General features: G+C 49.9%; 19 protein-coding genes. 12 read left to right on the forward strand and 7 right to left on the reverse strand.

Features of this window, described 5'->3' with window-relative positions; genetic code table 11:
* Positions 1–25 precede the first annotated feature (25 nt).
* From uvrC to gpmI, 3 genes are all read right to left on the reverse strand, one after another.
* A complete protein-coding gene (gene uvrC / locus DEV76_RS06500) occupies positions 26–1849 on the reverse strand; it encodes an excinuclease ABC subunit UvrC (protein ID WP_109696298.1) in 1824 nt (607 codons plus the stop codon).
* Positions 1846–2433, reverse strand: coding sequence for a hypothetical protein (locus DEV76_RS06505; protein ID WP_109696300.1), 588 nt, complete (start codon positions 2431–2433; stop codon positions 1846–1848). The genes uvrC and DEV76_RS06505 overlap by 4 nt, the downstream gene beginning before the upstream one ends.
* A 252-nt stretch (positions 2434–2685) precedes the next feature.
* Positions 2686–4206 (reverse strand): 2,3-bisphosphoglycerate-independent phosphoglycerate mutase, encoded by a 1521-nt coding sequence (gene gpmI, locus DEV76_RS06510; protein ID WP_109696302.1) that lies wholly within the window; start codon positions 4204–4206, stop codon positions 2686–2688.
* A 242-nt stretch (positions 4207–4448) separates the two neighbouring features.
* Here gpmI and DEV76_RS06515 point away from each other — a divergent pair, with 242 nt between their 5' ends.
* From DEV76_RS06515 to DEV76_RS06530, 4 genes are all read left to right on the forward strand, one after another.
* The gene (locus DEV76_RS06515; protein WP_109696304.1) at positions 4449–4844 is read left to right on the forward strand and encodes a DUF4783 domain-containing protein; all 396 of its coding nucleotides are present in this window, start codon (positions 4449–4451) and stop codon (positions 4842–4844) included.
* 89 nt (positions 4845–4933) lie between these two features.
* On the forward strand, positions 4934–5794 hold the full coding sequence (gene nadC, locus DEV76_RS06520) for a carboxylating nicotinate-nucleotide diphosphorylase (protein WP_109696306.1): 861 nt from the start codon (positions 4934–4936) through the stop codon (positions 5792–5794).
* Positions 5795–5804: 10 nt separating this feature from the next.
* Positions 5805–6695, forward strand: coding sequence for a diacylglycerol/lipid kinase family protein (locus tag DEV76_RS06525; protein ID WP_157962752.1), 891 nt, complete (start codon positions 5805–5807; stop codon positions 6693–6695).
* Between the two features lie 12 nt (positions 6696–6707).
* Complete coding sequence (locus tag DEV76_RS06530; RefSeq protein ID WP_109696310.1) at positions 6708–7040, forward strand: translation initiation factor; 333 nt, start codon at positions 6708–6710, stop codon at positions 7038–7040.
* A gap of 75 nt (positions 7041–7115) precedes the next feature.
* On the opposite strand, the gene DEV76_RS06535 is transcribed toward DEV76_RS06530, so the two are convergent.
* On the reverse strand, positions 7116–8099 hold the full coding sequence (locus tag DEV76_RS06535) for an aldo/keto reductase (protein WP_109696312.1): 984 nt from the start codon (positions 8097–8099) through the stop codon (positions 7116–7118).
* Positions 8100–8413: 314 nt separating this feature from the next.
* Positions 8414–9154, reverse strand: coding sequence for a biotin--[acetyl-CoA-carboxylase] ligase (locus DEV76_RS06540; protein ID WP_109696314.1), 741 nt, complete (start codon positions 9152–9154; stop codon positions 8414–8416).
* A gap of 155 nt (positions 9155–9309) precedes the next feature.
* Here DEV76_RS06540 and rsfS point away from each other — a divergent pair, with 155 nt between their 5' ends.
* The 4 genes from rsfS (at position 9310) to DEV76_RS06560 (ending at position 13326) form a co-directional block, all read left to right on the forward strand.
* On the forward strand, positions 9310–9714 hold the full coding sequence (gene rsfS / locus DEV76_RS06545) for a ribosome silencing factor (protein WP_109696316.1): 405 nt from the start codon (positions 9310–9312) through the stop codon (positions 9712–9714).
* Between the two features lie 70 nt (positions 9715–9784).
* The gene (ftsH, locus tag DEV76_RS06550; RefSeq protein ID WP_109696318.1) at positions 9785–11830 is read left to right on the forward strand and encodes an ATP-dependent zinc metalloprotease FtsH; all 2046 of its coding nucleotides are present in this window, start codon (positions 9785–9787) and stop codon (positions 11828–11830) included.
* A 6-nt stretch (positions 11831–11836) separates the two neighbouring features.
* Positions 11837–12472 carry a LutC/YkgG family protein gene (locus DEV76_RS06555; protein WP_109696320.1) on the forward strand — a complete coding sequence of 212 codons (636 nt, stop codon included), beginning with the start codon at positions 11837–11839 and terminating at the stop codon, positions 12470–12472.
* A gap of 83 nt (positions 12473–12555) precedes the next feature.
* Complete coding sequence (locus DEV76_RS06560; RefSeq protein ID WP_109696322.1) at positions 12556–13326, forward strand: UDP-2,3-diacylglucosamine diphosphatase; 771 nt, start codon at positions 12556–12558, stop codon at positions 13324–13326.
* Here DEV76_RS06560 and recO read toward each other — a convergent pair.
* Together recO and porZ are read right to left on the reverse strand one after the other, a co-directional pair.
* Entirely contained in the window at positions 13323–14057 is a 735-nt protein-coding gene (gene recO / locus DEV76_RS06565; RefSeq protein ID WP_109696325.1) for a DNA repair protein RecO, read from the reverse strand. The genes DEV76_RS06560 and recO overlap by 4 nt on opposite strands.
* 17 nt (positions 14058–14074) lie before the next feature.
* The gene (gene porZ / locus DEV76_RS06570; RefSeq protein WP_109696327.1) at positions 14075–16267 is read right to left on the reverse strand and encodes a type IX secretion system anionic LPS delivery protein PorZ; all 2193 of its coding nucleotides are present in this window, start codon (positions 16265–16267) and stop codon (positions 14075–14077) included.
* 89 nt (positions 16268–16356) lie between these two features.
* Here porZ and DEV76_RS06575 point away from each other — a divergent pair, with 89 nt between their 5' ends.
* From DEV76_RS06575 to DEV76_RS06590, 4 genes are all read left to right on the forward strand, one after another.
* Positions 16357–18759 (forward strand): efflux RND transporter permease subunit, encoded by a 2403-nt coding sequence (locus DEV76_RS06575; RefSeq protein WP_109696330.1) that lies wholly within the window; start codon positions 16357–16359, stop codon positions 18757–18759.
* Positions 18760–19003: 244 nt separating this feature from the next.
* Complete coding sequence (locus tag DEV76_RS06580) at positions 19004–19702, forward strand: hypothetical protein (RefSeq protein WP_109696332.1); 699 nt, start codon at positions 19004–19006, stop codon at positions 19700–19702.
* Between the two features lie 520 nt (positions 19703–20222).
* Positions 20223–23432: a SusC/RagA family TonB-linked outer membrane protein gene (locus tag DEV76_RS06585; RefSeq protein WP_109696708.1), complete on the forward strand. Its 3210-nt coding sequence runs from the start codon at positions 20223–20225 to the stop codon at positions 23430–23432.
* A 24-nt stretch (positions 23433–23456) separates the two neighbouring features.
* Positions 23457–24884 carry a SusD/RagB family nutrient-binding outer membrane lipoprotein gene (locus DEV76_RS06590; RefSeq protein WP_109696334.1) on the forward strand — a complete coding sequence of 476 codons (1428 nt, stop codon included), beginning with the start codon at positions 23457–23459 and terminating at the stop codon, positions 24882–24884.
* Positions 24885–24990 lie beyond the last annotated feature (106 nt).

Consider the following 24990-nt stretch of genomic DNA (forward strand, 5'->3'; position numbering starts at 1 on the left):
AATCCTGTCTGGGATGATGCAGCAGTTAAGCATCCATTCTCCCTTCCATACCATGAAAGTGTTCCCATATCAGCGCTGCTTTTTTCTGTCCTACTTCTTTTACCAGTTCCTCTTTGCTCAGCTGCTTCACTTTATTGACAGAACGGTGGTTTTGCAGTAACTGCGTAGCCGTACTTTCACCAATACCCTTAATGCCTTCCAGTTCGTTTTTAAACGTGCCTTTACTGCGCTGCTGCCGGTGAAAGGTAATGCCGAAACGGTGCACCTCATCGCGGATACGGCGGATCAGCTTCAGGCTCTCACTGTCGTAGGGCAGCTTGATGGAATCCTTATCTCCCGGGAAAAAGATTTCCTCTTCATTTTTGGCAAGGCCCACCACCGTCATGCTGCCGATAAGATCCAGCTTGCGGATGCTGTCCATAGCTGCTCCCAGCTGTCCTTTACCTCCATCAATGATCACCAGCTGGGGGAGGGGCTGCTCTTCGTTCAGTAAGCGGTTATAACGGCGATACACCACTTCTGACATGGAAGCGAAGTCGTTGATGCCTTCCACCGTTTTGATATTGAAATGTCGGTAATCTTTCTTGGAAGCCACACCGTCTTTAAACACCACGCAGGCGGAAACGGGATAGCTGCCCTGGAAGTTGGAGTTATCGAAACACTCGATGTGAAGGGGCAGTTCCTGCAACTCCAGATCGGCCTGCAGCTGGTACAGTACCTTCTTCTTCTCCATATCGCTCTTCCCTTCGAGATGCAGGATCTTTTTCTTGTGCAGCTCTTCCCGGAAATAGTTCACGTTTTTGGTGGAGAGGTCGAGCAGCTTCTTTTTGTCGCCTCCTTTGGGAACAGTTACCTCCACATTTTCTTCCGGGAACTCTACTTCAAAAGGCACTACTATTTCACGGGCAAGGCTCTGGAATGCTTCGCGGAGATAGGCGATGGCGTAAGACATGACTTCTTCATCCGTTTCTTCCAGCTTCTTTTCCAGCGTCACGGTTTTAGTATCGGCGATGGTGCCGTTGAGCACACGGAGATAATTGACATAAGCGAAATTGCCTTCTGACAGAATGGTGAACACGTCTACATTCCCCACGCGGCTGTTCACGATAGTGGAGCGTGCCTGGTAATCCTGTAAGCTGGCGATTTTCTTCTTCTCTATTTCTGCTTTTTCGAATTCCATGTTCATGGCATGTTCCTGCATGCGTGCCTTAAAGATGTTGAGCACGGGCGAAAGGTTACCGCGGAGGATCTCTTTTACCTGCTGCAGCCCGTCGCGGTAATCTTCCAGTGTTTGCAGGCCTTCGCAGGGGCCTTTACAATTGCCCAGATGGTATTCCAGGCACACTTTGAACTTCCCTTTTTTGATGTTCTGTTCGGAAAGATTGAGGTTGCAGGTACGCAGCGGAATGTTGTAGCGGATAACTTCCAGCACTTCGCGTACGCGGCCTACGGATGTAAACGGGCCGAGGTATTCTGACCCGTCTTTAATAACCCGGCGGGTGAGGAATACGCGGGAAAAAGGTTCGTGTTTGATGACGATGAACGGGTAGGTTTTATCGTCTTTCAGATCGATATTATACTTCGGGCGGAATTGTTTGATAAGTGCATTTTCCAGCAGGAAGGCGTCCTTCTCGTTATCCACGATTGTGAATTCAACATGATGGATATTCTCTACCAGTTTGCGGGTTTTATAGTTGTCGTGGTTTTTAACGAAGTAAGAGGAAACGCGTTTACGGAGGCTTTTGGCCTTGCCGATATACAGCAGTTCCCCTGCGGCATCGAAGTATTTGTAAATGCCGGCCTGTGTGGGTATGGTGTGCGATATCTGAGAAAATTCCGCTGCGGTCATGGTTGCTCCTGAGTTAAAGGTCGGAAAAAGGCGGCTGTTTCCATGTTTTCCGCTTTCATGAAGATGATTTTCTGGAAGGAGGAAATGCGCAGCTCCCGGTCGCGCGTGTAAGCGATTTCCTGCCGGTATTCGTAAACCGGGTTTTTGGTGTGGGAGGAAGCCTGTACGTTTTTAATGCGGCGGGTACTGTCTATTTCCACGATGAGCTGGGCGGGCCAGGTTTGCCTGCCGCGGGTACGGTGGATAAAAGTAGTATCGCCTGTGAAATGATTGGGAATGGTATCGATGAAATAGGCATCTGCGAGGGAAGGGCGGCTGATATCTGCATCCATAAGCGGGCGGAAGAGGGCTTCGAGCCCTGCGCTGTCCTGCACTGGTGCGGTTACACTGGCTCCGTTTAGCCGGATGGTTTTGGTGATCCGGAAAGGCATCTTTTTCATCCGTGCGATCTCGTCCCAGCAGTAATTGCCTAATGCCCTGTAGCTATGGTCGCGCTCGCCGGCAGGGGCTGGCTGGCCGGAAGGTAACTGGCAGCCTGCCGTAAGTATGGCAAAGATTCCTGCGATCCTCAATACGATTCTCATACCTGCAAAAGTAATGGCGCCGCCTCAATCGGCCTATAAAAAAAATGCACCGTGAATACGGCGCATCTGATGCATGAGCAAATCTGTCGAGAGCACTAAAAAAATTTATGGGGCTACCAATCAATTTCAGATTGGGAACAGGCCTTACGGCATGTCTGGTGTTAAACGGCGGAGAATTTCGAAAAGTTACAGGGGGGAGAAAATAAAAAAGGGACCGCCGTAGCAGTCCCTTTCCGGTATAACCTGTTGAGTTTAAACGAGGAGGTTGCCCGTCATTTCTTTCGGGATGGGCAGGCCCATGAAGTGAAGGATGGTAGGGGCAAGATCGCCCAGCTTACCGGGCTTGACTTCACCCTTGAAATCCTGGCTGATGATGAAGAAGGGCACGGGATTGAGGGTGTGGGCGGTATTAGGCGTACCGTCTTCATTGATCATGAAGTCGGCATTACCATGGTCGGCCGTGAGGAAAATGGTGTAGTCGTTCAGCAGGGCGGTAGATACTACTTTGGCTACGCAGGCGTCTACCGTTTCCACGGCTTTGATGGCTGCCGGCCATACACCAGTATGCCCTACCATGTCGGCATTGGCGAAATTGAGTACTACAAAGTCGGCCGTGCGCTGCTCCAGTTCGGGGAGGATGGCATCGGCGAGCTCAGGGGCGCTCATTTCGGGCTGCAGATCGTAAGTGGCTACTTTGGGGGAAGGCACCAGGATGCGTTTTTCACCCTCGAAAGGCGTTTCCCGGCCACCGGAGAAGAAGAAGCTTACGTGCGGGTATTTCTCCGTTTCTGCGATGCGGATCTGCGTTTTACCATTCTTTTCCAGCACTTCGCCAAGGGTCATGACGAGGTTATCATTATCGAAAATGACATGTACGCCTTTGAAGGCTTTGTCATATTCGGTCATGGTTGTATAGTGGAGCGCCAGGGGCTGCATGCCAAAGTCGGGGAATGCCTGCTGGGTGAGTACCTCGGTGATTTCGCGGCAGCGGTCTGTCCGGAAGTTGAAGCAGATCACTGCATCGCCGGGCTGAATATTGCCGACAGGCAGCTGGCCGTCGGTTACAATAATGGGCTTGATAAACTCATCGGTAACGCCTTCTGCATAGGATGCCTTTACGGCGAGGATCGGGTCCTGAGTGGGGGTGCCGATGCCGTTTACGAGGGCATCGTAGGCCAGTTTTACCCTTTCCCAGCGCTTATCACGGTCCATGGCGTAGTACCGGCCGGTAATGGTGGCAATACGGCCTGTGGTGGCGGTAAGATGCTGTTGCAGATCTTCCAGGTAGCCGAGGCCGCCTTTGGGATCGGTATCGCGCCCGTCGGTAAAGGCATGGATCAGCACATTGCTGAGGCCACGCTCTTTGGCGATGGAAGTAAGGGCTTTGAGGTGGGTGATATGGGAGTGAACGCCGCCGTCGCTCACCAGGCCGATGAGGTGGAGGGCTTTATTGTTATTGCGGGCATAGTCCATAGCGTCCTGCAGCACCTTGCTGGCGGCGAGTTCGCCACTGCGTACGGCTACGTTAATGCGCTGAAGCTCCTGGTACACGATTCTTCCTGCACCGATATTGAGGTGACCCACTTCGGAGTTCCCCATCTGCCCTTCAGGCAGGCCCACGTCTTCGCCGCAGGTTATAAGGGTGCTGTGGGGGTATTGTTCATAGAGACTGTCTACGAAAGGGGTGTTCGCATGTGCGATGGCATCGGCGGCGGGCACCTGTCCCTGTCCCCAGCCATCCATGATAATCAGGATCGCTCTTTTATTTTCCATACTTTAATCCGTTGTACGTTGTGAATGAATCGGGCAGTGAAATTAATAATACTATCTTTTCCGGGCTTTAAAATTTTATAACAGTGCTTATATTTCAATGACTTATTTTATATTAAATTACTGTAATCTAAAACGCTACGAGATATAGCACAATAATGGTATATTTATTGAACATCAGCAATTTGGCATAGTTTTGGCACCTTCTACGGTTGATAAAAGTATTGCGATCTAAAAAACGGATAATGAAAAAGTTAATCTTAGTGTTGGGGGTATTGCTCGCCGGGGGAATGCTGACAGCTTTTACGCTGTTTGCCAGTCCTTTCGACGAAGTGGTGAGTGCCCTTAAAAAGGGAGATTCAGGTAATCTGAGCAAACTCCTTGACAACACGGTCGAGATCAACATGGCTGGCAAATCGAACTCTTACAGTAAGGCCCAGGCAGAGATCATCCTTAAAGATTTTTTCGGCAAGAACACGGTTAAAGCTTTTGAGTTGCTCCACCGGGGTGGTCCTGAAGGGGGCTCTCAGTTCGGTGTTGGCAATCTCACCACCAGCGGTGGCAACTACCGCACCTCATTTTTTCTACAGAAGAAAGGAAATGCTTTCGTTTTGAACGAACTGCGTTTTGAAAATAAATAACAACAGCAGTACAAACGTATGTAAGGGCTACCCGCAATAGGCGGATGGCCTTTTTGTTTGTAACTTGCCCACTCATTCCCGATTGCGTTATGTTACAGAAAGAAGCATTGGATCAGTTTATACGTGCAGCCCTGGCAGAAGATATTGGCTCAGGCGATCATAGCACGCTTGCCTCCATCCCCGCAGGCGCTACCGGCACCGCAAGGCTTAAGATCAAAGAAGAAGGCGTACTCGCCGGTATGGAAGTGGCAGAAGCGGTATTCCGCCTGCTCGACCCCAATACCGATTTCATCCCTTTCAAGAAAGATGGTGAATCCATGCAGCCGGGAGAAATAGCGTTTGAAGTGACAGCCGGTGTTCGCACCCTGCTCAGTGCAGAAAGGCTTGTCCTTAATTGCATGCAGCGCATGAGCGGCATCGCCACCCTCACCCGTACTTATACCGACCGTCTCAAAGGTTATCATACCCGTGTGCTTGACACCCGTAAAACCACCCCTAATTTCCGCATGCTCGAGAAAGAAGCCGTACGCATCGGAGGGGGGGTAAACCACCGCATCGGACTGTATGATATGATTATGCTGAAAGACAATCATATCGACTTCTCCGGCGGCATCATTCCCGCTGTGGAACGTGTGGTGGCTTACCTGAAAGAGAACAAACTGGATCTGAAAATAGAAGTGGAAGCGCGGAATATCGAAGATGTGCAGGAGATCCTGAAAGTGGGGCAGGTACACCGAATTATGCTCGACAATTTCCGGCCGGAGCAGATTGCTCCCGCGCTGGCACTTATTAACGGAAAATATGAGACGGAAGCTTCAGGAGGTATTACCATCGAAAATGTGGAAGCATATGCAAAAACCGGTGTGGATTACGTGTCGGTAGGTGCCATCATTCATCATGCCGTAAGTCTCGACCTCAGTCTCAAAGCCGTTTTACATCCCTCTGCTTAATCCTTTACCATTGCGGAAAATTCTGATCATCATTAACCGGAAAGCCGGCACCGACCGTGAAAAATCTCTCGGCGCTGCTATTCAGCGGCAACTCCCGGCCGACCGGTTTCAGGTTGAAACCACTTATCTCCAATACCTTGGCCACGGCGCAGACCTCTCCCGTGAAGCTGCCAGCCGTGGGGTAGACACTGTAGTTGCCGTTGGCGGCGACGGGTCTATCAACGAAATTGCACAGGGATTGCTGGGCACGCAAACAGCACTCGCTATTGTACCGCTGGGTAGTGGCAACGGGCTGGCACGTGCACTCAGTATTCCGCTGGATGCGGAAAAAGCACTCGCGATTGTAGCGGAAGGCATTAAAAAGCCCATGGATGCAGGTTACGCAAATGAGCACCTGTTTCTGAGTAATGCAGGCGTGGGTTTCGATGCGGTGATTGCAGATCGTTTCAGGCACAGCAAGAAGCGCGGCCTCGTCAATTACGCACGGCTCGTGGTAGGTGGTTTCGCCGGTTACAAACCTGCAGTATATAAAATCCGGACAGATGACGGGCGGGAAACGGAAGTGCCTGCCTTCCTCATGACAGTAGCCAATGGCAATCAGTTTGGCTATGATTTTAAACTGGCACCGCAGGCCAGCCTGTTCGACGGGCAGCTGGATATCTGCATGGTGCGCCCCTTGCGCTTCTGGGATCTTCTGCCACTGAGCATCAGCTCATTGAGCGGGAAAATCGGGGAGAGCAGGTATATGCAGCATTTTACAGGAAAAGAAATAACAGTGGCAAGCCCCGACCTCTCCTGCCTGCAGGTGGATGGTGATGCGGTGCCACTGACACAAGGGAAAACCGTTCATTTTAATGTTGTGCCGGGAGCGCTGCAAATGGTAGTGCCCAACGGCCGCTAAAAAACGTATGATATGAGCAAGAAGAAATCCTCCTCCAGCGGGATCGTTTACTCCACAGATCCCAACTATTCGTACCGCGAAGAAGCACCGCAGGAACAGGCAACGTTATTGCCAGCAGAACAACGCCTCCGTGTGAAGCTGGATACAAAACAGCGCGCCGGGAAAACTGTAACGGTCGTGGAAGGGTTTGTGGGAATGGAAGCCGATCTCGAAAAACTGGGGAAAGAGCTGAAAACCAAATGCGGAACAGGCGGCAGTGTAAAAGACGGGCTGGTGCTCATCCAGGGCGATTACCGGGACAAGGTGCTCCAGTGGCTGAAAGGCTGGGGGTACAATGTGAAGTAAGCTCCCGGATATAAAAGTATTGAAAAAGGCTGCTCCAGATTGGGGCAGCCTTTTTCGTTTATCCATCAAACGTTTTTAGCGGTTCACCAGTTTCATGGCGCCTTCGCTGTAACGTTCTCCAGAGATCTGATAGCCTGAAAGGGTTGCTTCGATGCGGAATACTTCGTCTTCGGAAAGAAGTATATCCACCGAAGCGGCGTTTTCCTGCAGGTATTTACGGCGCTTGGTGCCGGGGATGGGTACGATATCGTTGCCCTTGGCCAGCAGCCAGGCCAGTGCGAGTTGCGGAAGCGTACAGTGCTTTTCGGATGCAAGATCCTCAAGGGCACTTACGATGCGCAGGTTTTGCTCGAAGGCCTCCTGCTGAAAGCGGGGGAGGTTGCGGCGGAAATCTGTTGGGTCGAGGGAGTTAACATTCCGAAGGTCGCTCGTGAGGGCGCCCCGGCCCAGCGGGCTGTAGGGGATGATGCCGATGCCCAGCTCGCGGCAAACAGGGATGATTTCTGCTTCAAGGTCGCGGACAAAGAGAGAATATTCGCTTTGCAACGCGGCAATGGGGTGTACGGCATTGGCCTTGCGGATGGAGGCTGCAGAAGCTTCAGAGAGGCCGAGGTAGCGCACCTTTCCTTCATTTACCAGCTCAGCCATAGCGCCCACCGTTTCTTCGATGGGTACCTTATCATCAACCCGGTGAGCATAGTAGAGGTCTATCGTATCTACGCCGAGCCTTTTGAGGGAGGCTTCACAGGCCTGTTTGAGGTAGGCGGGTGAACCGTCGAAGTAAGTAGTATTATCGTCGCGGTAACGGAAGCCGAATTTGGTAGCAAGGAATACGTCTTTCCGTCGGGTGGCCAGCACTTCGGAGAGTTGTTTTTCGTTGAGACCGTTGCCATACATGTCTGCCGTATCCCAGAAATTGATGCCAAGATCGAGTGCCAGTTCAAGAGTTGCGCGGGATTCTGCATCATCGCGCTGGCCGTATGCGAAAGCCATGCCCATGCATCCGAGGCCGATAGCGGAAACTTTTTCGTTGGTATTGCCCAGTGTTCTGTACTGCATGTGAGAATAGGATTTGTTAGAAAACAAAGCTACGAAGGGTAAGGTTGATGGAAATTGCAATCGTCAAACCTTTATTTGCAAATTTCCAATCAGCAATTGCAATAGGCAACAGCCTGCGTTTGCAGGGAAATGCAACAATTGTTGCACTTTTATATTTGGGTAAGACGAAAAGAATGTACATCTTGTAAGCCTCCATTTATCGACCAAAATCATGGATTATGTTCCATGGCTGGCATTTTTGGAGAAGATACAGATGTTTGTCTTTACAAATTCCACTTCTCCAAAAAGCCAGTTTATACTGGCTTTTTCCAGTTTTAGCCGGCGAAGATGTATTCTACTTCACCGAAACTCAGCTCCAGTATTTCTTTATTTTTCTCGAGGCAAATGCGGCCATCGGGGAGTACGTCGCGGATAACGCCCTGGAATATTTCGCCATTGATGCGGTATAGCGCGGGATCGTGAAGGCGGTACAGGTTGTTTTTGTATTCCGACAGCATGGAAGGGTAGGATTCCACACTAAGCTGGCTGTACCGTTTTTCGAGGTGGCGGCAAAGGTCCTGTGCCAGTTCGATGGAATCCCATTCGCGGCCGGTGATCTGGCGGAGGCTAACGGGATTGAGGAGATGGTCGGGGAAGTGGGGCGTATTGATGTTGAGGCCCATCCCGGCTATGGCATATTGCCATACGCTTCCGCGTAAAACGTTCTCGATAAGTATACCCCCTGCCTTTCTGTCACGCCAGTAAATATCATTGCTCCATTTGATGCGGGTTTCATCGCCAGCGTATTTCCGGAAGAAATCGAAGGCACCGAGTGCGATGGCTACGCTGAGCATAAACTGTTGATGCAGCCCCAGTGCGGGTTGCAGGACGGTGGTGAGCATGATGTTTTCTCCGGGGGCAGAAATCCATTGTTTACCCCGTTGTCCTTTTCCTGCGGTTTGTTCCATGGCGAACCAGGTATAGCCGGGAGCTACGGGGCCTTCGGCGACCCTTGCCATGGCATAGTTATTGGTGCTGTCTACTGTATTGAGCACATGAAACGGATAGCCTATCACAAATCCTGATTTAACTGTAAAATCAGCAAATTACCATCATTTTAACAATATTTTACCGGCTCATCCGTCTTCTACCATACAAGCGGGCGTTAATTTTAAGCCCCGGTTTAGTAATTTTGGAGATTAAAGACTATTTTTAACAAAAACAGCACTTATTGGCACCCTTGACCATACTGAACAACAGGAAAAAGGCGGTAACCCGCGTTAACAGAAACAGTAAGATTTTTACATCCATCATAAAGGCCATCCAGGAAAAGAAAGGGGATAACATTGTTTCCCTTGATCTGAGAAAGATCCCTGAAGCGGTAGCCGATTTCTTCATCATTTGTGAGGCCAATTCCAGTAATCAAGTTAAGGCAATTGCGGATTTTGTGGAAGAGGAAGTGAAGAACAACACGGACGAATCCCCCTATAAACACGAAGGTTTCACAGCCCAGCAGTGGATCCTGGTGGATTATGTGAATATAGTAGTGCATATTTTCATGCCCGAAACCCGAAAATTCTATAGCCTGGAAGAGATGTGGAGCGATGCAGAACGCATGGAACACCTCGATCATTGAACAAAACCCCGGGTTTTGTATTAATTACTTATATAAAAGACAACTCTCATTCGTAAAGGAGCGAACGATCATGGAAAAAGGAGGCAATAATAACTATAGCAAGGGACCGGATAAGACACCCAAGAAAGGACCAAAGTTCAATATCTACTGGGTTTATGCCTTTATAGGCATAGCTCTGCTGGCCATGAATTTTGTACTGCCGTTCTCCAGTCAGCCTAAAGAACTGACTGGGTTCAAGGAGTTTCAGCAGCGACTGCTCCGCACCGGAGATGTTGACAAGCTGGTGGTGGTGAATAAGGCCCTGGTAGAAGTTTATATCAAGAAAGAACGGCTGAACCAGCCTGATTATGCTGAAGTGGCTAAAGGCCGCCTCGGCGCCCAGAACCCCGGACCGCATTTTCAGTTCACCATAGGCAGTGTGGAAAGCTTCCAGAAAGAGCTGGACCGCGCTCAGGAAGGGATGCCCCTGGCAGACCAGATGAACGTATCCTATGTTCCACGTCAGAACTGGTTCGAGCCCCTGATGCAAATACTACTTCCCATTCTGCTGCTTATCGGTATGTGGGTACTGCTCATGCGTAAAATGGGCGGTCCATCCGGCGGAAGCGGCGGTCCCGGTGGTATCTTCAACATCGGCAAATCCAAAGCTACCCTGTTCGATAAAGGCACCCGTGTAAACATCACATTTAACGATGTTGCCGGCCTCGACGAAGCTAAAGTGGAGGTAATGGAAATCGTGGATTTCCTTAAGAACCCTAAGAAATACACCGCCCTCGGTGGTAAAATACCCAAAGGTGCCCTCCTCGTAGGCCCTCCCGGTACCGGTAAAACCCTCCTGGCTAAAGCCATGGCAGGCGAAGCGCAGGTACCCTTCTTCTCCATGTCCGGTTCCGATTTCGTGGAATTGTTTGTAGGTGTAGGTGCATCCCGTGTGCGCGACCTTTTCAAGCAAGCCCGCGAAAAAGCACCCTGTATCATCTTCATCGACGAAATCGATGCCATTGGCCGTGCCCGTGGTAAGAACGTAATGATGTCGAACGACGAGCGTGAGAATACACTCAACCAGCTCCTCGTTGAAATGGATGGCTTCGGTACCGACAGCGGAATTATCATTCTGGCTGCCACTAACCGGCCCGACGTGCTGGACAGCGCCCTGCTGCGCCCCGGCCGTTTCGACCGCCAGATTTCTATCGACAAGCCCGACCTGTTTGGCCGTGAGCATATCTTCAACGTTCACCTGAAGCCTATTAAAACGTCGCCTAACCTCGACATTAAGAAGCTGGCTTCCATGACTCCCGGTTTTGCCGGTGCAGACATTGCCAACGTGTGTAACGAAGCTGCCCTTATAGCAGCCCGTAAAGGGAAGAACGAAGTAGAGATGGAAGACTTCAACGATGCAATCGACCGTGTGATCGGCGGCCTCGAGAAGAAGAACAAAATCATCTCTCCCGAAGAGAAAGAAGTAATCGCCTACCACGAAGCCGGCCATGCCATCTGCGGTTGGTACCTTGAGCACGCTAACCCGCTTGTGAAAGTGACCATCGTACCCCGTGGCGTTGCTGCACTCGGATATGCGCAATACCTTCCGAAAGAGCAATATCTCTACAATACCGAACAACTGATGGACGATATCTGTATGACCCTTGGCGGCCGTGCGGTAGAAGACATTGTGTTCGGCAAAATATCCACCGGCGCGCAAAACGACCTGCAGGTGATCACCCGTATGGCTTATGCCATGGTGACCGTGTATGGTATGAACGAAAAAGTGGGTAACGTATCTTTCTACGATCCGAACAACGAACAAGCTTTCACCAAACCGTATTCTGAAGAAACGGCGAAAATGATTGACGACGAGGTTCGCATACTGATCGACAAGGCTTACCAGCGCACCAAGGCACTGCTTACCGATAAGCTGCCCAACGTGAAACTGCTGGCGGAAGAACTGCTGAAGAAAGAAGTGTTGTACAAAGACGATCTGGAGCGCCTCATTGGCAAGCGCCCTTACGATACTCATAAAGAACACATCCCTACCAAAGCAGGTATTGGTGTAGAAGGCGTTCACCCGTCAGATATCATCAATCCTTCTCCGGCTAACGTAACAACAGAACAGGACTAAGGCACCATGAAAGTATCTCCAGCCAAAGAAAACATCCTGAAAAGGGTCCGCAACGCGCTCAGCCAGCCCGTGCAGCTCCCGTTCCCTCACGCGGAAGGTAACAACTCCGTGTTTGAAACGGCGCATGATGGTCTCGAGCTGAAGTTTGCGGAAGAGTTTTCAAAACTGCAGGGCAAATTCATCTTCTGCTCCTCCCGTGAGGAACTGGCAGACAATCTCCAGTCTCTTGTGGAAAACAAGGAATGGACGCATGTACAATGCAAAACTCCTGCTATAGAGGCTATCCTGAAGCCGTTTAATCCTGCCTTCCTCAATGTGGGAAATATGGAGGCTATGGATGCTGCGATTACCGATTGTGAGCTGCTTGTAGCCCGCACCGGTTCCATCGTAATGAGTGCAGCGCAACCTTCAGGGCGTGCACTGCCCGTTTTCGCACCCATACATCTCGTGGTGGCATTCACCCACCAGCTGGTGTTCGATGTGAAAGATGGTATTCAGCGTCTGAAAGAGAAATACCAGGGAAATCTTCCCTCCATGATCTCTTTCGCCACCGGCCCTAGCCGTACCGCCGATATCGAGAAAACACTCGTAGTTGGCGTGCATGGCCCCAAGGAAGTGTATGTTTTCCTGCTGGATGAGTAACTACTTCAATTACAACAAATAACGATACATGTAAAATGCAAAAGGAATTCATCACTTTTGCATTTTACATTTCATAAAGAACCATGAACATCCATCTGCCACCTGGCAAACGTGTATATTTCGCATCAGATTTTCACCTCGGCGCTCCCGATATGGCCCGCAGCCGCCAGCGCGAAAAACTTGTAGTACAGTGGCTTGATGAAGCTGCTAAAGATGCGCAGCACATTTTCCTCGTGGGCGACCTGTTCGATTTCTGGTTCGAGTACAAACATGTAATCCCCAAAGGCTACACCCGCCTCCTCGGCAAGCTCGCAGAACTGCGGGATAAAGGCATCGGAATCACCGTATTCATCGGTAACCATGATATGTGGATGGATGGCTATTTCGAAGAAGAGCTGGAAATCCCTGTTTACTTCGAGCCAAGGCAGTACGAGATCGGGGGTAAGAAATTCTATATCGGGCATGGCGACGGGCTGGGGCCTGGCGATCATGGATATAAATTCCTGAAAAAGATCTTCCGCAATCCCGTTTGCCGCTTTTTGTTTTCTTGCATCCCACCCAACTGGGGTATTTCCATGGCTAACTTCTGGAGCCGCAAGAGCCGGGCAGCTACCGGCGAAAAGCTGGAAACTTTCCTCGGTGATAACGAGGAATGGCTGGCAATCTATTCCAAAGAAATTCTACAGAAAGAACATTTCGATTTCTTCATCTTCGGCCACCGCCACCTTCCCCTTGATCTCAAAGTGGGAGAGCATACGCGCTACATCAACCTGGGCGACTGGCTGAATTACAATTCCTACGCCGTTTTCGACGGCAATACTACAGAACTGAAATATTATAAGGCAGAGGCTTAACCTAGTATCTCGTGCAGGATGGGTGGGCTTTGCAGTTCCTTGAAATCGGGGAGGTGCAGCTTGTAGAAGTCCAGGTACGCGTATAGCAGGTTACGCCGGCGTTCCTTGTTCATGAGCACATGCTCCAGATCAGGGATGTGATGTATACTTTGCAGTTTATCTGTCAGTTCACTGTTGGTTTCATCGAGGTAATTGGTGTGATGCGGAGGGAGGTCTACATACGTACCTTCCGCCAGATCAAGGTAAGGCGTGTACTCAGAGTAATGTCCCCCAAAATGGAAACCCAGATGGGCGGCGAAGCGCAAGGTAAAATAGAGTGGGAGATTGGCTGCCACAGCCGTATTCTCCGTATCGAGTGCACGGAAAACCTTTTCCGTAAAGTGATACAGTTCCGGGTCCGGCTCCGGTTGCTTCAGCGATTTCTGCAAAAGTTCTATGAGATACAATGCTACCGTGTTCTTCACGATATTGACGTGCATCGTTGTGTAGATATGCCCCGGTTTGAATTCCGAAATACGCTGGATATTCTTTTGTTCGTGATGATAGACAACAAGGTCCAGGATATTCCCGGGTTGCAGGATATTGCCCTTTGCCGCTTTGGGCCGTGCGGAACGTACGCCGTTAACGATATACGACTGGATTCCGAAGAGTTCGGTGAAGATACTCAGGATCACGCTGGTGTCGCCATATTTAACGGAGCGGAGCACGATGCCCGGTGTTTTGTGCAGCATGTAGCAAAAATCGGTTATCAGCGGATAAATACCAGCTTCGTCACGATTTTTTCCTTGCCGGTTTCATCACTTGCCAATATGAGATAAATCCCACTTTGTGGACGGAAGCCTGTGTAATCCCGCCCGTTCCACGTAGCCTGGCCGCCTCTGGCCCTTGTTTGATACACCAGCTTCCCGCTTACATCCGTAATTTTCACATACGCGTCCCGTACAAGACCGCGGATAGCGATCACCCCGTCGTACCCGGAAGGTACGGGGTTGGGGAATACCAGCGCCCCGGGCTCCTGAGTGTCTGTACCTTCTGTTGCATCTCCCCGCCAGGAAACAAGTCCCGCTGCCGTGGCGAAGAACACTTCTCCCGTTACGGGATCAATGGCAATATGGTGGATGGTATTGTGGGGAATCGGGCTATTGCCGGTATGGAAATGCTGCAGGATCCGGCTTCCGTTTTCACTGATGAGCCAGGCACCGTTGCGGGTACCGGCCCATTTACGGTTGGCGCCGTCTGTTACCAATGAAAGTACGTGCTCATTCTGGAAAAGATAACCTGCAAAATTATCGTTGCGCACCACCGGGAGCCATGCTTCACATGACCCTGCAGAGAAGATTTCCGGGGCGCATTGTATCACTCCTATACCGCGGGCGGTACCGATCCAGATCCACCCGTCACGGTCTTTGGTAAGACAGTAAACCTGGGAAGAGGGAAGGTTCCCGCGGCCGGAGCCTGCCAGAAGTTGCTTCCAGCGGTCGTCCCGGTTGTCCTGTACAGAAGTGCCATGATGCATTACCAGTATACCGCCACCCTGAGGGGAAATGATCCATTTCTGGTCGAGATCGTCGATCAGTATTTGTGAAACTGCATTATTAAGGAGGGAGAATGGGGCGTTGAAGGCTGTCCAGCTCCCTTCTTTACTTTTTACCAGCAACTGCTGTTGGGAAGCCCCGAAGGCGGAAGCCCAGAGGTTACCGGCAGCATCGGCTGCAAGGCCCGCGATGCGTTCGCGGCCAAATGGGCGTTCCTGAAGTGGGGGTGTGCCTTCGCGGAAGGTGAATAACCCGCCTCCATAAGACCCTGCGTATATGGCGCCATTTCCTGCGGCTAGGGCTATGGCATCGGGCAAGGGTGTTCCTGAGGTAAACCATTCCCCTTCGCGGAATATGGAAAGCGGGGAATTGTTCCCGGAAGGCAGCCAGTTTTCATTGACGCCTCCTGCAGCGGCCCAGAGTGTATTGTTGGAGATAAGCATCCCACCGGTTATAGTCCCTGAAGGAGCGTCCGGGGTGAGGTTGGAGTAAGTGCCGTTTTGATGAAAGATGAGGCCGTTCTGGCGATCGGTCAACCAAAGGCCGTCTGTTGTTTCTGCTGCACCTGTTGGCGAGGAAAGGAGTGTATTATCGAAAATTGTTTCCCCATCGTTCCGGAGACGGAGCACTTTGCCGGGGAGCCCTGCAAAAAGTGCGTTTGGAGAACCTTGCAGGAAAGTGATTGGGCCGCGGTCATGGACCCATTTTTCCCAGCCGGCACCCTGAAGGCGAAAGATGGTATCGGCTACCCGGGCGGCCAGCGTAGTGCCTGAGGCTGCCAGCGATAATATGGAGCCTGGTAATGGAGGCGTCGGTTTCCAGTAACCCGGGTCGGCCAGGTTGGGAGCATTTAAAGGAGCGCGGAAAATGCCTTGCGGGGTGGCGGCAAAAATATCCGGTCCTTGAATAGCTGCAGTGGAAACGGGGTGCCCCGGCGTCCAGGTATCGGTGATCCGGTGGTTACGCAAGTCCAGTACAATGATGCCGTCAGTCAAAGGAATAAGCGCTCTGTCGCCGGTTATGATCACAGTACCGGCCGCCTTATCAGGATTTCCGGGGCGCTGTAATACATCGGGGATATTGATGACGCGGCCTTTAGAAAGAAGGTCGATATTCCCGTTCCGGTATGTAATTACCAGCGTCTCAGTTCCGACATGCCAGCCCATGGCAGCTATGCCCGCATCGTGCAGGCCCGTGGCTTTGCCATAACGGGTGATGGCATGTTCACCAGAGGAAACTGAGAACAGCCCCTGCTGTGTGGTGTAAAAAACTCCGTCGCGCCCAATTGTCACTCCAAGGGCTGGTTTTGCGGGAAAATGTTCCCGCCATTGGCCAATCGGAATGTTTTGCGACCTCAATCCATTGGAAATGAGAAGTAAGCAGCATATTAACCAGGTGCGGAACATATTTCAAAAGTAACAATTATGGATTATCTCATATGCATTAATCGCCATGAATGGTTACCTTTATGGCCTTTAACCAATCAAGAATATCTATGTGGCAGCGCCTGGCAGCTTTTGTTTTGAAATTCCGTTTGTGGCTACTGGCTTTGTTATTTCTGGGAACGGGCATCATGGCTTATTTCGCGAGCAGGGTAGAGCTCTCTTATGAGTTTACCGGCGCTATACCGCGTGATAATCCCAAGTGGCTCGTTTATCAGCAGTTCAAGCAACAGTTCGGGGAAGACGGCAATATGATGGTTATCGGGATTGAAACCGATAAGCTTTTCCAGCTGGAATTCTTCCGCGATTATGTAGCCTTAAACGATGCGCTGCGGAAGGTGCCTGCCGTTGAAAATACACTCAGCATCCCGGTGGCCGTCAATCTCGTGAAAGACGACAGTTCCCAGAAGCTGAAAGCGATGCCTTTGTTCCAGCCACTACCGCAAACCCAGGCGGAGCTGGATAGTCTTTCCAAAGTATTCTATTCATTGCCTTTCTATAAAGGACTCCTGTATAGTGCTGACGCCAATGCTTATCTCCTGGCGGTGCATATCAACAAAGAAATCCTTAATTCCAAGAAGCGCATCGAAGTGGTGCAGGCTATTCAGCAGATATCGGAAGAGTTCGGGAAAAAGCACCAGCTGGATGTAAAAATGAGCGGGCTGCCCATGATCCGGACTATCATGGCTACGAAAGTGGCGGATGAGCTGAAGATGTTCCTGAAGATATCTTTTGTATTAACAGCACTGATCCTCCTGCTGTTTTTCCGTTCATTCAGTGCTGTACTCATGAGCATGATTGTAGTGGCGATAGGTGTAATCTGGAGTGTGGGTACCATTGTACTGTGCGGTTATAAAATTACACTGCTGACGGGTTTGATACCTCCGCTGATAGTGGTAATCGGTATCCCCAACTGCGTGTATTTCCTCAATAAATACCATACGGAATACGCTGTTTATGGCGATAAAATGAAATCGCTGGTGCGGATGGTGCAGCGCATGGGTATTGTGACCCTTTTCACCAACCTCACTGCGGCTATTGGTTTCGGGGTGTTTTACTTTACAAATTCCGAAATCCTGAAACAGTTTGGGGTAGTTGCGGGAGTGAATATCATGCTCATCTTCCTCATTTCGTTTATTTTCCTCCCATCGGTACTGAGCTACCTGCCACCGCCTAAAACGAAGCATACCAGCTATCTTGATAATAAAGTATGCCGTTGGGTGCTGGACCTGCTGAACCGCCTTGTGTTCAACTATCGTCCGTGGGTATACGCATTTACCGTTATAATGGTGGTGCTGGCTGTTGTGGGAATGATGCGCCTTCGGCCCGTGGGTTTTATAGTAGATGATATCCCGAAAGAAGATAAGCTGTATAAAGACCTGAAGTTTTTTGAAAAACGCTTCAAAGGTGTAATGCCCCTTGAAATAGCGGTAGACACGAAAAAGAAGAACGGTGTGGTGAATCTCCGCACACTGGAAAAGCTGGATGAACTGGGTAAAATTATTGCTGAACAGCCGGCATTTGCCCGTCCGCTTTCGGTAGCTGAAGGGATCAAATTCGCGAAACAGGCGTATTATAATGGCGACAGCCTCAACTATGCTGTGCCTAATCAGTTCGACATTGGATTCCTTGCGCCTTACCTGCGTATGAAAGGCGGGGCGGATAAATCAGTGTTTACGCAACTGGTATCATCGTTTATGGACAGTACGCGCCAGGTGGCACGCATGAGTGTGAATATGGCTGATGTGGGCTCAGTGGAGCTGCCGCGCCTGCTCGATTCTCTGCGCCCCCGGGTTAATGAGATTTTCGACACGGCGCAGTATAATGTGACGATAACAGGTTCCAGTATAATATTCCTGGAAGGCAGCCGGTTCATCATCAACGGACTGGCGGAAAGTATTGTACTGGCATTTGTGCTGATCATATTCTGTATGCTTTACCTGTTCCGCAGCTGGCGGATGCTGATTATTTCGCTGGTACCTAACATTATACCCCTGCTGGTGACAGCTGGTGTAATGGGCTGGATGGATATCGCTATCAAGCCGTCGACAGTTTTGGTGTTCAGTATTGCGCTGGGCATTGCGATTGATGTGACGATCCGGTTCCTGGTGAATTTCAAGCAGGAGCTGCCGCTGAATAATTACGACATTTCTGCTACTGTAAAGCATACCATCAATGATACGGGTTTGAGTATAATTTACACATCCCTGATTTTGTTTGCGGGCTTTATGATCTTCGCCTTTTCGGAGTTCCAGGGTACTAAGGCGCTGGGCTGGTTAACGAGCCTTACGCTGGTGATGGCAATGGTGACAAACCTGACTATATTGCCTGCAATGTTGCTGTGGATGGAGAAAGCGTTGCAGAAAAAAGCGAGAAAGAAGGAATTGTGGAATGGGCTGGATGATGAAGAGGATCTGGAGATGAAGGAAATCGGGCTGGATGAGGAGAAAGAATAATTCGCTTATCACGTTTAATGACCGTTTAAAAAAATTCATATTAGCCGAACTAGATAAATATTTTATAATCTGTAAGGCAGTAAAATTAAACCCGTGGCTGTTTGTCACGGTTTTTTTGTTTACACAGAGTAAAATAATCTAGTGGGTAGCGTTCATCACGGGCAATTCGCCGTTTATAATAAAGCATTATATATAGCGGAGAAAAAGTTAGAGGTTTAACATGCCATTTCTAACCTCTTAGTCCATGAAGAATAAGTTCCTAAAGGGCGCTCATTTGTCTGAGCGTAAATTTAAGGAGATCCTAAAGCTGTTCTCCGAAGATTTGACTGCCACCCAGATAGCTAATATCAGTGGGGTCAGCCGGGTAACGATAAACAGTTACCTGAAGAAAATCAGGATGCAGATTGTGAAGTACTGCGAGTCTTTACAAACTGACAAACAAGCGGGTGCCTCATCCTGGGGTAACCGTACCCCATCTCTCCATCAGCCGCAAGACATAGCCGTTGCCGTTAAGACCGATGTAGACAGGATCGTTAAGCCTGTGATATTCGGTATTTACAAGAACGACAATAAAGTGTTTACGGAGATTCTCCCGGACGTTAGCCGGTCAATGATTCAGGCGATTGCCCGCGGGCGGTCTGTCCTGGAAACTGTTGGCAGTGCGGAGCGGATCCGCCGGTTCAGCGGTGTGGTGGATTTAAGTCAATATCGTTTGTACCACCTGGGCCAGGCGCATCATGAGGCGGAAAACAAGACCGTGCTGGATGATGTGGACGGTTTCTGGGGATTAACGAAGCATCGCCTTGCAAAGTTCAAGGGACTTAACCGTAACACGGCTTACCTTCATTTGAAGGAGTGTGAATTCCGATACAATTATAGACATGAGGAGCTCTACGCAGTTTTGCTTAATCTTCTCAAGACATATCCACTAAACTTATCTTGACCCGAATTTCTTTCGTGTGACAGTACGCGTGAATTACCGGAAATCCAGTAATTTCACATTACCAAAGTCTGTCGCTTATGAAAAAGAAATCGTTACAACACGTTGTATGCGGGTATTCCGGCATTTCTTCGTGTGCAAGATCTGGTCGGGGAACTGCGTGTAATCTTTTACAGAACAGCATTTCATCGTATAAAAATATTGTGCTTCGCGCTTCTGCGGGGCATCAAAACCATTCTAAAGATCTCGATTTAGATTTTGGTTGATGATAAGCGGGTGATAATCTTGTCGCCTGCTTTTTCTTTTTGTACCAGGCCTATACCCAGCCGTACAAAGGATACAGGCGATATACATATAACTTCTTTTATCGTATGGTTCTCAATGAACTTATCAAGGAAAAAAAGTATTCACTAAAAAAAAATGTATGTCCCCTCCAAAAAAATTACAAATCAATTGCGTTAAAAAAGAGTTAAGTAATTTATATTTGTCTGTTAAAATTCTGTTAAACATCTAAATTATGCTTATGAGGAAAGGTCTAACCGCACTTTTCCTGATCCTGATATGTCTGTCAGGTCAGGTATTGGCGCAGAGCCGAACCATTAAAGGAAAGGTGACTTCCGGAGAAGACGGCTCACCGATCATCGGTGCCACTGTGCTGGCCAAAGGCACGAATGTAGGCACTGTCACCAACGTCGATGGTGATTATTCCCTGAATGTACCCGATGGAGTAACCGAGCTCACCATTAAGTTCATCGGTATGTCCGATGCTACAGCCAAAATCAACGGTGCTATTGTAAATGTTGTCCTGAGAACGGACGTAAGAACACTTACAGAAACTGTTGTAACTGCCAATGCGATCCGCAGGGACAAGCGCTCGCTCGGTTACGCAGCTCCCACAATTAATGCTGAAGAAATCACCCGTGGCCAGAGTGTAAGCCCGCTGAATGCCCTTACCGGTAAAGTAGCAGGTGTGAACATTACCTCCACTGCCTCTGCTCCCGGTTCTTCTTCCCGTATCGTACTCCGTGGTGGTTCTTCCATCAGTGGTGAGAACCAGGCACTGCTGGTTGTGGATGGTGTTCCCATCGACAACTCCAGCGTTATCGGTGGTGAAGACAGCCGTTCGTCGATCGACTTTGGTAACCGTGGTAACGACATCAACCCGGACGATATCGAGTCAGTTTCCGTGCTGAAAGGTCCTGCTGCAGCAGCTCTGTACGGTTCCCGTGCTTCTAACGGTGCCTTGATCATTACCACCAAGAGTGGTAAGAAAGGTGGTCGTGCCAAGCAGGAAATCACCTACAACACTGCCGTAACTTTTTCTAACGTTCTGAAGCTCCCCGACCTGCAGAGCGATTATGGTCAGGGTTACAACTTTGAACCCGATCCGCTGGAGAACTTCTCCTGGGGTCCCAAGTTCGATGGTTCCACTCAACCCTGGGGCCAGTCGATCAATGGTGTTCGTCTGCAGAAGCCCTATATTAACCAGCCCGACAACGTGAAGAAATTCTTCGAACTCGGTAAAGCCTGGAACAACAACCTGTCTCTTGCCGGCGGTACTGAGAAATCTACTTACTACCTTTCACTGAATGCGCTCAACTCCAATGGTGTAATGCCCGGCAACACGGACAAGTATAACAAGTACGGTGTTCGTTTCAACGGTAGCACTGAGCTGAGCAACAAGTTCTCCACCTCAATCGGTGTTAACTACACTAAAATCAACAGCAACATGGTTCAGGGTGGCCAGGGCGATGGTTCTGTGTACGACAACGTACTGCAAACCCCCCGTGACATTCCCCTGCACCAGATGGGCGATCTGAAGAATCCATACTACAGCATGGGCGACGTACTGACTGATGCTGACGGTAACCCTGCATATGGTTACTATGGTAACTACACCCTCAGCCCCTGGTGGATTCTGAAGAACTTCTCCAACCTCAACGACGTGGATCGTGTGACCGGTAACTTTACCATCACCTACAAACCGCTCGATTGGCTGACAGTTACTGAGCGCCTTGGCGCAGACGTATACTCTGACCGTCGCCGTTTGAAACACGCTAAACTTGATGTTGAAGCGATTGACGACGCAGGCAGCGGGTACAATCCTAAAGCCGTTCCTGGTCGTTACGAAGAGAATACCATCAACGTTAGTGATATCGTACATGACCTGATGGTGACTGCGAAGAAAGACTTTACCAAAGACTTTACCGCGAGCCTGATGGTGGGTAACAACATCCGCCAGCGTATCGTTAACCAGCTGAACGCTAATACGAATAGCGCAGGTGGCCTGGTGATCCCCGGATGGTATAACCTGGATAACTCCAATGGTAACGTTCAGTCCGACAACTTCCGCAGCATGCGCCGCCTGGTGGGTCTGTACGGAGAGTTGAACCTGTCATACAAGAACATGTTGTTCCTGGGTGCTACTGCCCGTAACGACTGGTCTTCCACACTGCCTGCGGCTAACCGTTCCTTCTTCTATCCCAGCGTTAACGGTTCATTCGTATTTACTGAAATGCTGAAAGACAGCAAGCTGGGTGAATTCCTGACCTTCGGTAAAATCCGCGCCAGCTACGCTTCCGTGGGTAACGACGCTGATCCTTATCTGCTGAAAACATTCTATGCCAGAACACAGATTCTGGGTGGTTTCGCTAATACGCTGTTTCCCTTCGGTACTACTCCGGGTCTGACCATCGGTAACACGATTGGTAACCCTAACCTGAAACCGGAAAGAACCAACGCATTTGAAGTAGGTACAGAACTGAACTTCTGGGATAACCGTTTGTCTTTAGACTTCTCTTACTATCAGAACCGTTCTAAAGATCAGATCATCCCTGCTCCGATCGCACCTTCTACCGGTTTTACCGCTGAGATCCTTAACACCGGTGTTGTAGAAAACAAAGGTGTGGAAATCGGACTTCGTGTTACGCCAGTGCGTACTGCATCTGGTTTTACCTGGGAACTGTATGGTACTTATACCAAAAACAAAAACGAAGTGGTATCCCTGCTGCCTGGTGTTGAAAACCTCATCATCGGTGGTGTTGGCGGTATGAGCATCGTTGCTGCTGTAGGTAAACCTTATGGTACTTTCTACAGCCAGGATATCCTCCGCGACGATCAGGGCCGTACTGTAATTAATCAGGAAACTGGTCTGCCTGTAACTACTGATCAGCCTGTTTATCTTGGTTCTTACAATCCTAAATGGATGGCTTCATGGGGTACCAACCTCAGCTACAAAGGCTTAAGCCTGAATGTACTGTTTGATACCAAACAAGGTGGTCAGTTCTATTCCCGCACGAGCGACATCATGACTTTCGTTGGTACCACACCGCGTACTACTGAAGGTGGTCGTGACCCACGCGTTGAGCCCAACACAGTTTTCTGGGATGGAACTAAATATGTACCCAACACAACTGTTGAAACTTACTGGGAAGATTTCTGGACCAACCAACAGGTTGTTCCGAACGCAGTACACGTGCTCGATGCATCTTATGTGAAGCTGCGTGAAGTGAGCCTCCTGTATAAACTGCCTAAGACCTTACTGGGACGCACACCGTTTGGTGATGCGAGCATCGGTTTCTTCGGTAACAACCTCTGGATCAAAACTCCGAAAGAAAACATGTTCGCGGATCCGGAAGTTAACTCTGGTGGTGCCGGTAACGAGCAAGGCTTCGACTTTACCGCACAACCTTCGCTGCGTAACTTCGGCTTCAATCTGAAAGTAAGTTTTTAATCCAAAGAGGTAAAAGAGAAAGTCATGAAAAGAAACCAATTCAAATCAATCATAGCAGGCCTGGCGGTGGCAGCGATCATGCTGCCTGGCTGTAAGGATTTCCTTGATATCAATGAAAGCCCGAACAGCACCACTAAAGCCAATCCCGATCAGATTCTGCCTTCTATTCAGGCAGCAGTAGCGCACGTTCAGAACTATCACTACCTGCAGTTCGGTAACTTCTGGTCGCAATACTGGACACAGTCTCCCAATGCCAGCCAGTTCCGCAGCATTGATGCTTACTCGTCCGGTCCGTCCGATTTCGACCGTCCGTGGGCTATCCTGTATGCGAATGCCCTGGCTGATACGGATTCCCTCATCAGCCTCGCGCATCTGAATAAGTTCAAACAGTACGCTGCTGTTGCTTATGTTATGCGTGCGTATTCCTTCCAGCTGCTGACAGATGGTTTCGGCGATATTCCGTTAACAGAAGCGCTCGACGGCCGTGGTAACCGCAGCCCTAAATACGATCCTCAGCGTCAGGTGTACGATAGCATCTTCGCCTGGATTACCAAAGCAACAGCGCTGATGGATGCAACTTCTGCATATCCTCCCGAAGGCGATCTGTTGTTGGCAGGCGATATGGATGCCTGGAAGCAATTTGCTAATACCCTGAAGCTCCGTGCTTACATGCGTATTTCAGAAACTGCAGACTCCGTTAAATCGAAAGCAGGAATACTTGCCATCCAACAAAATGGCTTCGGTTACCTGGAGAATAATGTAAACCTGGAGAACCCCGGTGGTGGCGGTAATATGTTCCCCATCTGGGAAGAGGTACTCACGCTGCAGATCCGTAACCAGACAGCTTCTTCTACCGTTATGGACAAGTTGAAATCTTACAACGACCCTCGTCTCGGCCGTCTCTTCAACCTGAATGCCGGTGCTTATACATCTATGCCTCAGGGTGGTTTCAATGATGTTCCGTCTAACTTCCCCGGCTCCCGTCCTGGTTCAAGGACCCTCGGAGAATTAGTACCGAGCAAAATGATCACCGCCGCAGAAAGCTACTTCCTGCAGGCTGAAGCCGCTCTCCGTGGCTGGGGTGCTGGTAGCGCAGCTGCATTGTATGAGCAAGGTATCCGCGCCAGCTTCGAGACCCTTGAGCTGACTTCCGCGCAGGCTGATGCATATATCGCTCAGCCCGCTGTAGCACTCACCGGCAACCGTGCGCAACAACTCGAAAAAATCATCACGCAGAAGTACTTTGCTGCCACCGGTATGCAAGGCTTTGAGTCCTGGTGCGATTACCGTCGCCTCGGCTACCCCTCCTTCCTCGTAAGGTCGGCTGCCTCCGTGCTCGGTGTTAACAGCAGGCCTCAGCGTTTCGTATATCCTCAGGCTGAGCTTACCCGTAACGCCAACTTCCCCGGTCTGAAAAAGATCGATGAGAGAGTATGGTGGGACGTGCAATAGTCTTTAGATATAATCGGAAAATTATAAGAATCCCCCTGGCTCTGCCGGGGGGATTTCTTTTTAAAGGCCGGCCATGTAACGCCTCATAAGCTGCTTCCTGCACTGG

The organism is Chitinophaga deserti (genome assembly GCF_003149455.1).
Taxonomy (GTDB): domain Bacteria; phylum Bacteroidota; class Bacteroidia; order Chitinophagales; family Chitinophagaceae; genus Chitinophaga; species Chitinophaga deserti.

Excerpts from the sequence above, each read along its gene's own strand:
- uvrC (WP_109696298.1), bottom strand. The coding sequence starts at position 1,849 with ATGACCGCAGCGGAATTTTCTCAGATATCGCACACCATACCCACACAG.
- DEV76_RS06505 (WP_109696300.1), bottom strand. The coding sequence starts at position 2,433 with ATGAGAATCGTATTGAGGATCGCAGGAATCTTTGCCATACTTACGGCA.
- gpmI (WP_109696302.1), bottom strand. The coding sequence starts at position 4,206 with ATGGAAAATAAAAGAGCGATCCTGATTATCATGGATGGCTGGGGACAG.
- DEV76_RS06515 (WP_109696304.1), top strand. The coding sequence starts at position 4,449 with ATGAAAAAGTTAATCTTAGTGTTGGGGGTATTGCTCGCCGGGGGAATG.
- nadC (WP_109696306.1), top strand. The coding sequence starts at position 4,934 with ATGTTACAGAAAGAAGCATTGGATCAGTTTATACGTGCAGCCCTGGCA.
- DEV76_RS06530 (WP_109696310.1), top strand. The coding sequence starts at position 6,708 with ATGAGCAAGAAGAAATCCTCCTCCAGCGGGATCGTTTACTCCACAGAT.
- DEV76_RS06535 (WP_109696312.1), bottom strand. The coding sequence starts at position 8,099 with ATGCAGTACAGAACACTGGGCAATACCAACGAAAAAGTTTCCGCTATC.
- ftsH (WP_109696318.1), top strand. The coding sequence starts at position 9,785 with ATGGAAAAAGGAGGCAATAATAACTATAGCAAGGGACCGGATAAGACA.
- DEV76_RS06555 (WP_109696320.1), top strand. The coding sequence starts at position 11,837 with ATGAAAGTATCTCCAGCCAAAGAAAACATCCTGAAAAGGGTCCGCAAC.
- DEV76_RS06560 (WP_109696322.1), top strand. The coding sequence starts at position 12,556 with ATGAACATCCATCTGCCACCTGGCAAACGTGTATATTTCGCATCAGAT.
- recO (WP_109696325.1), bottom strand. The coding sequence starts at position 14,057 with ATGCTGCACAAAACACCGGGCATCGTGCTCCGCTCCGTTAAATATGGC.
- porZ (WP_109696327.1), bottom strand. The coding sequence starts at position 16,267 with ATGTTCCGCACCTGGTTAATATGCTGCTTACTTCTCATTTCCAATGGA.
- DEV76_RS06575 (WP_109696330.1), top strand. The coding sequence starts at position 16,357 with ATGTGGCAGCGCCTGGCAGCTTTTGTTTTGAAATTCCGTTTGTGGCTA.
- DEV76_RS06580 (WP_109696332.1), top strand. The coding sequence starts at position 19,004 with ATGAAGAATAAGTTCCTAAAGGGCGCTCATTTGTCTGAGCGTAAATTT.
- DEV76_RS06585 (WP_109696708.1), top strand. The coding sequence starts at position 20,223 with ATGAGGAAAGGTCTAACCGCACTTTTCCTGATCCTGATATGTCTGTCA.
- DEV76_RS06590 (WP_109696334.1), top strand. The coding sequence starts at position 23,457 with ATGAAAAGAAACCAATTCAAATCAATCATAGCAGGCCTGGCGGTGGCA.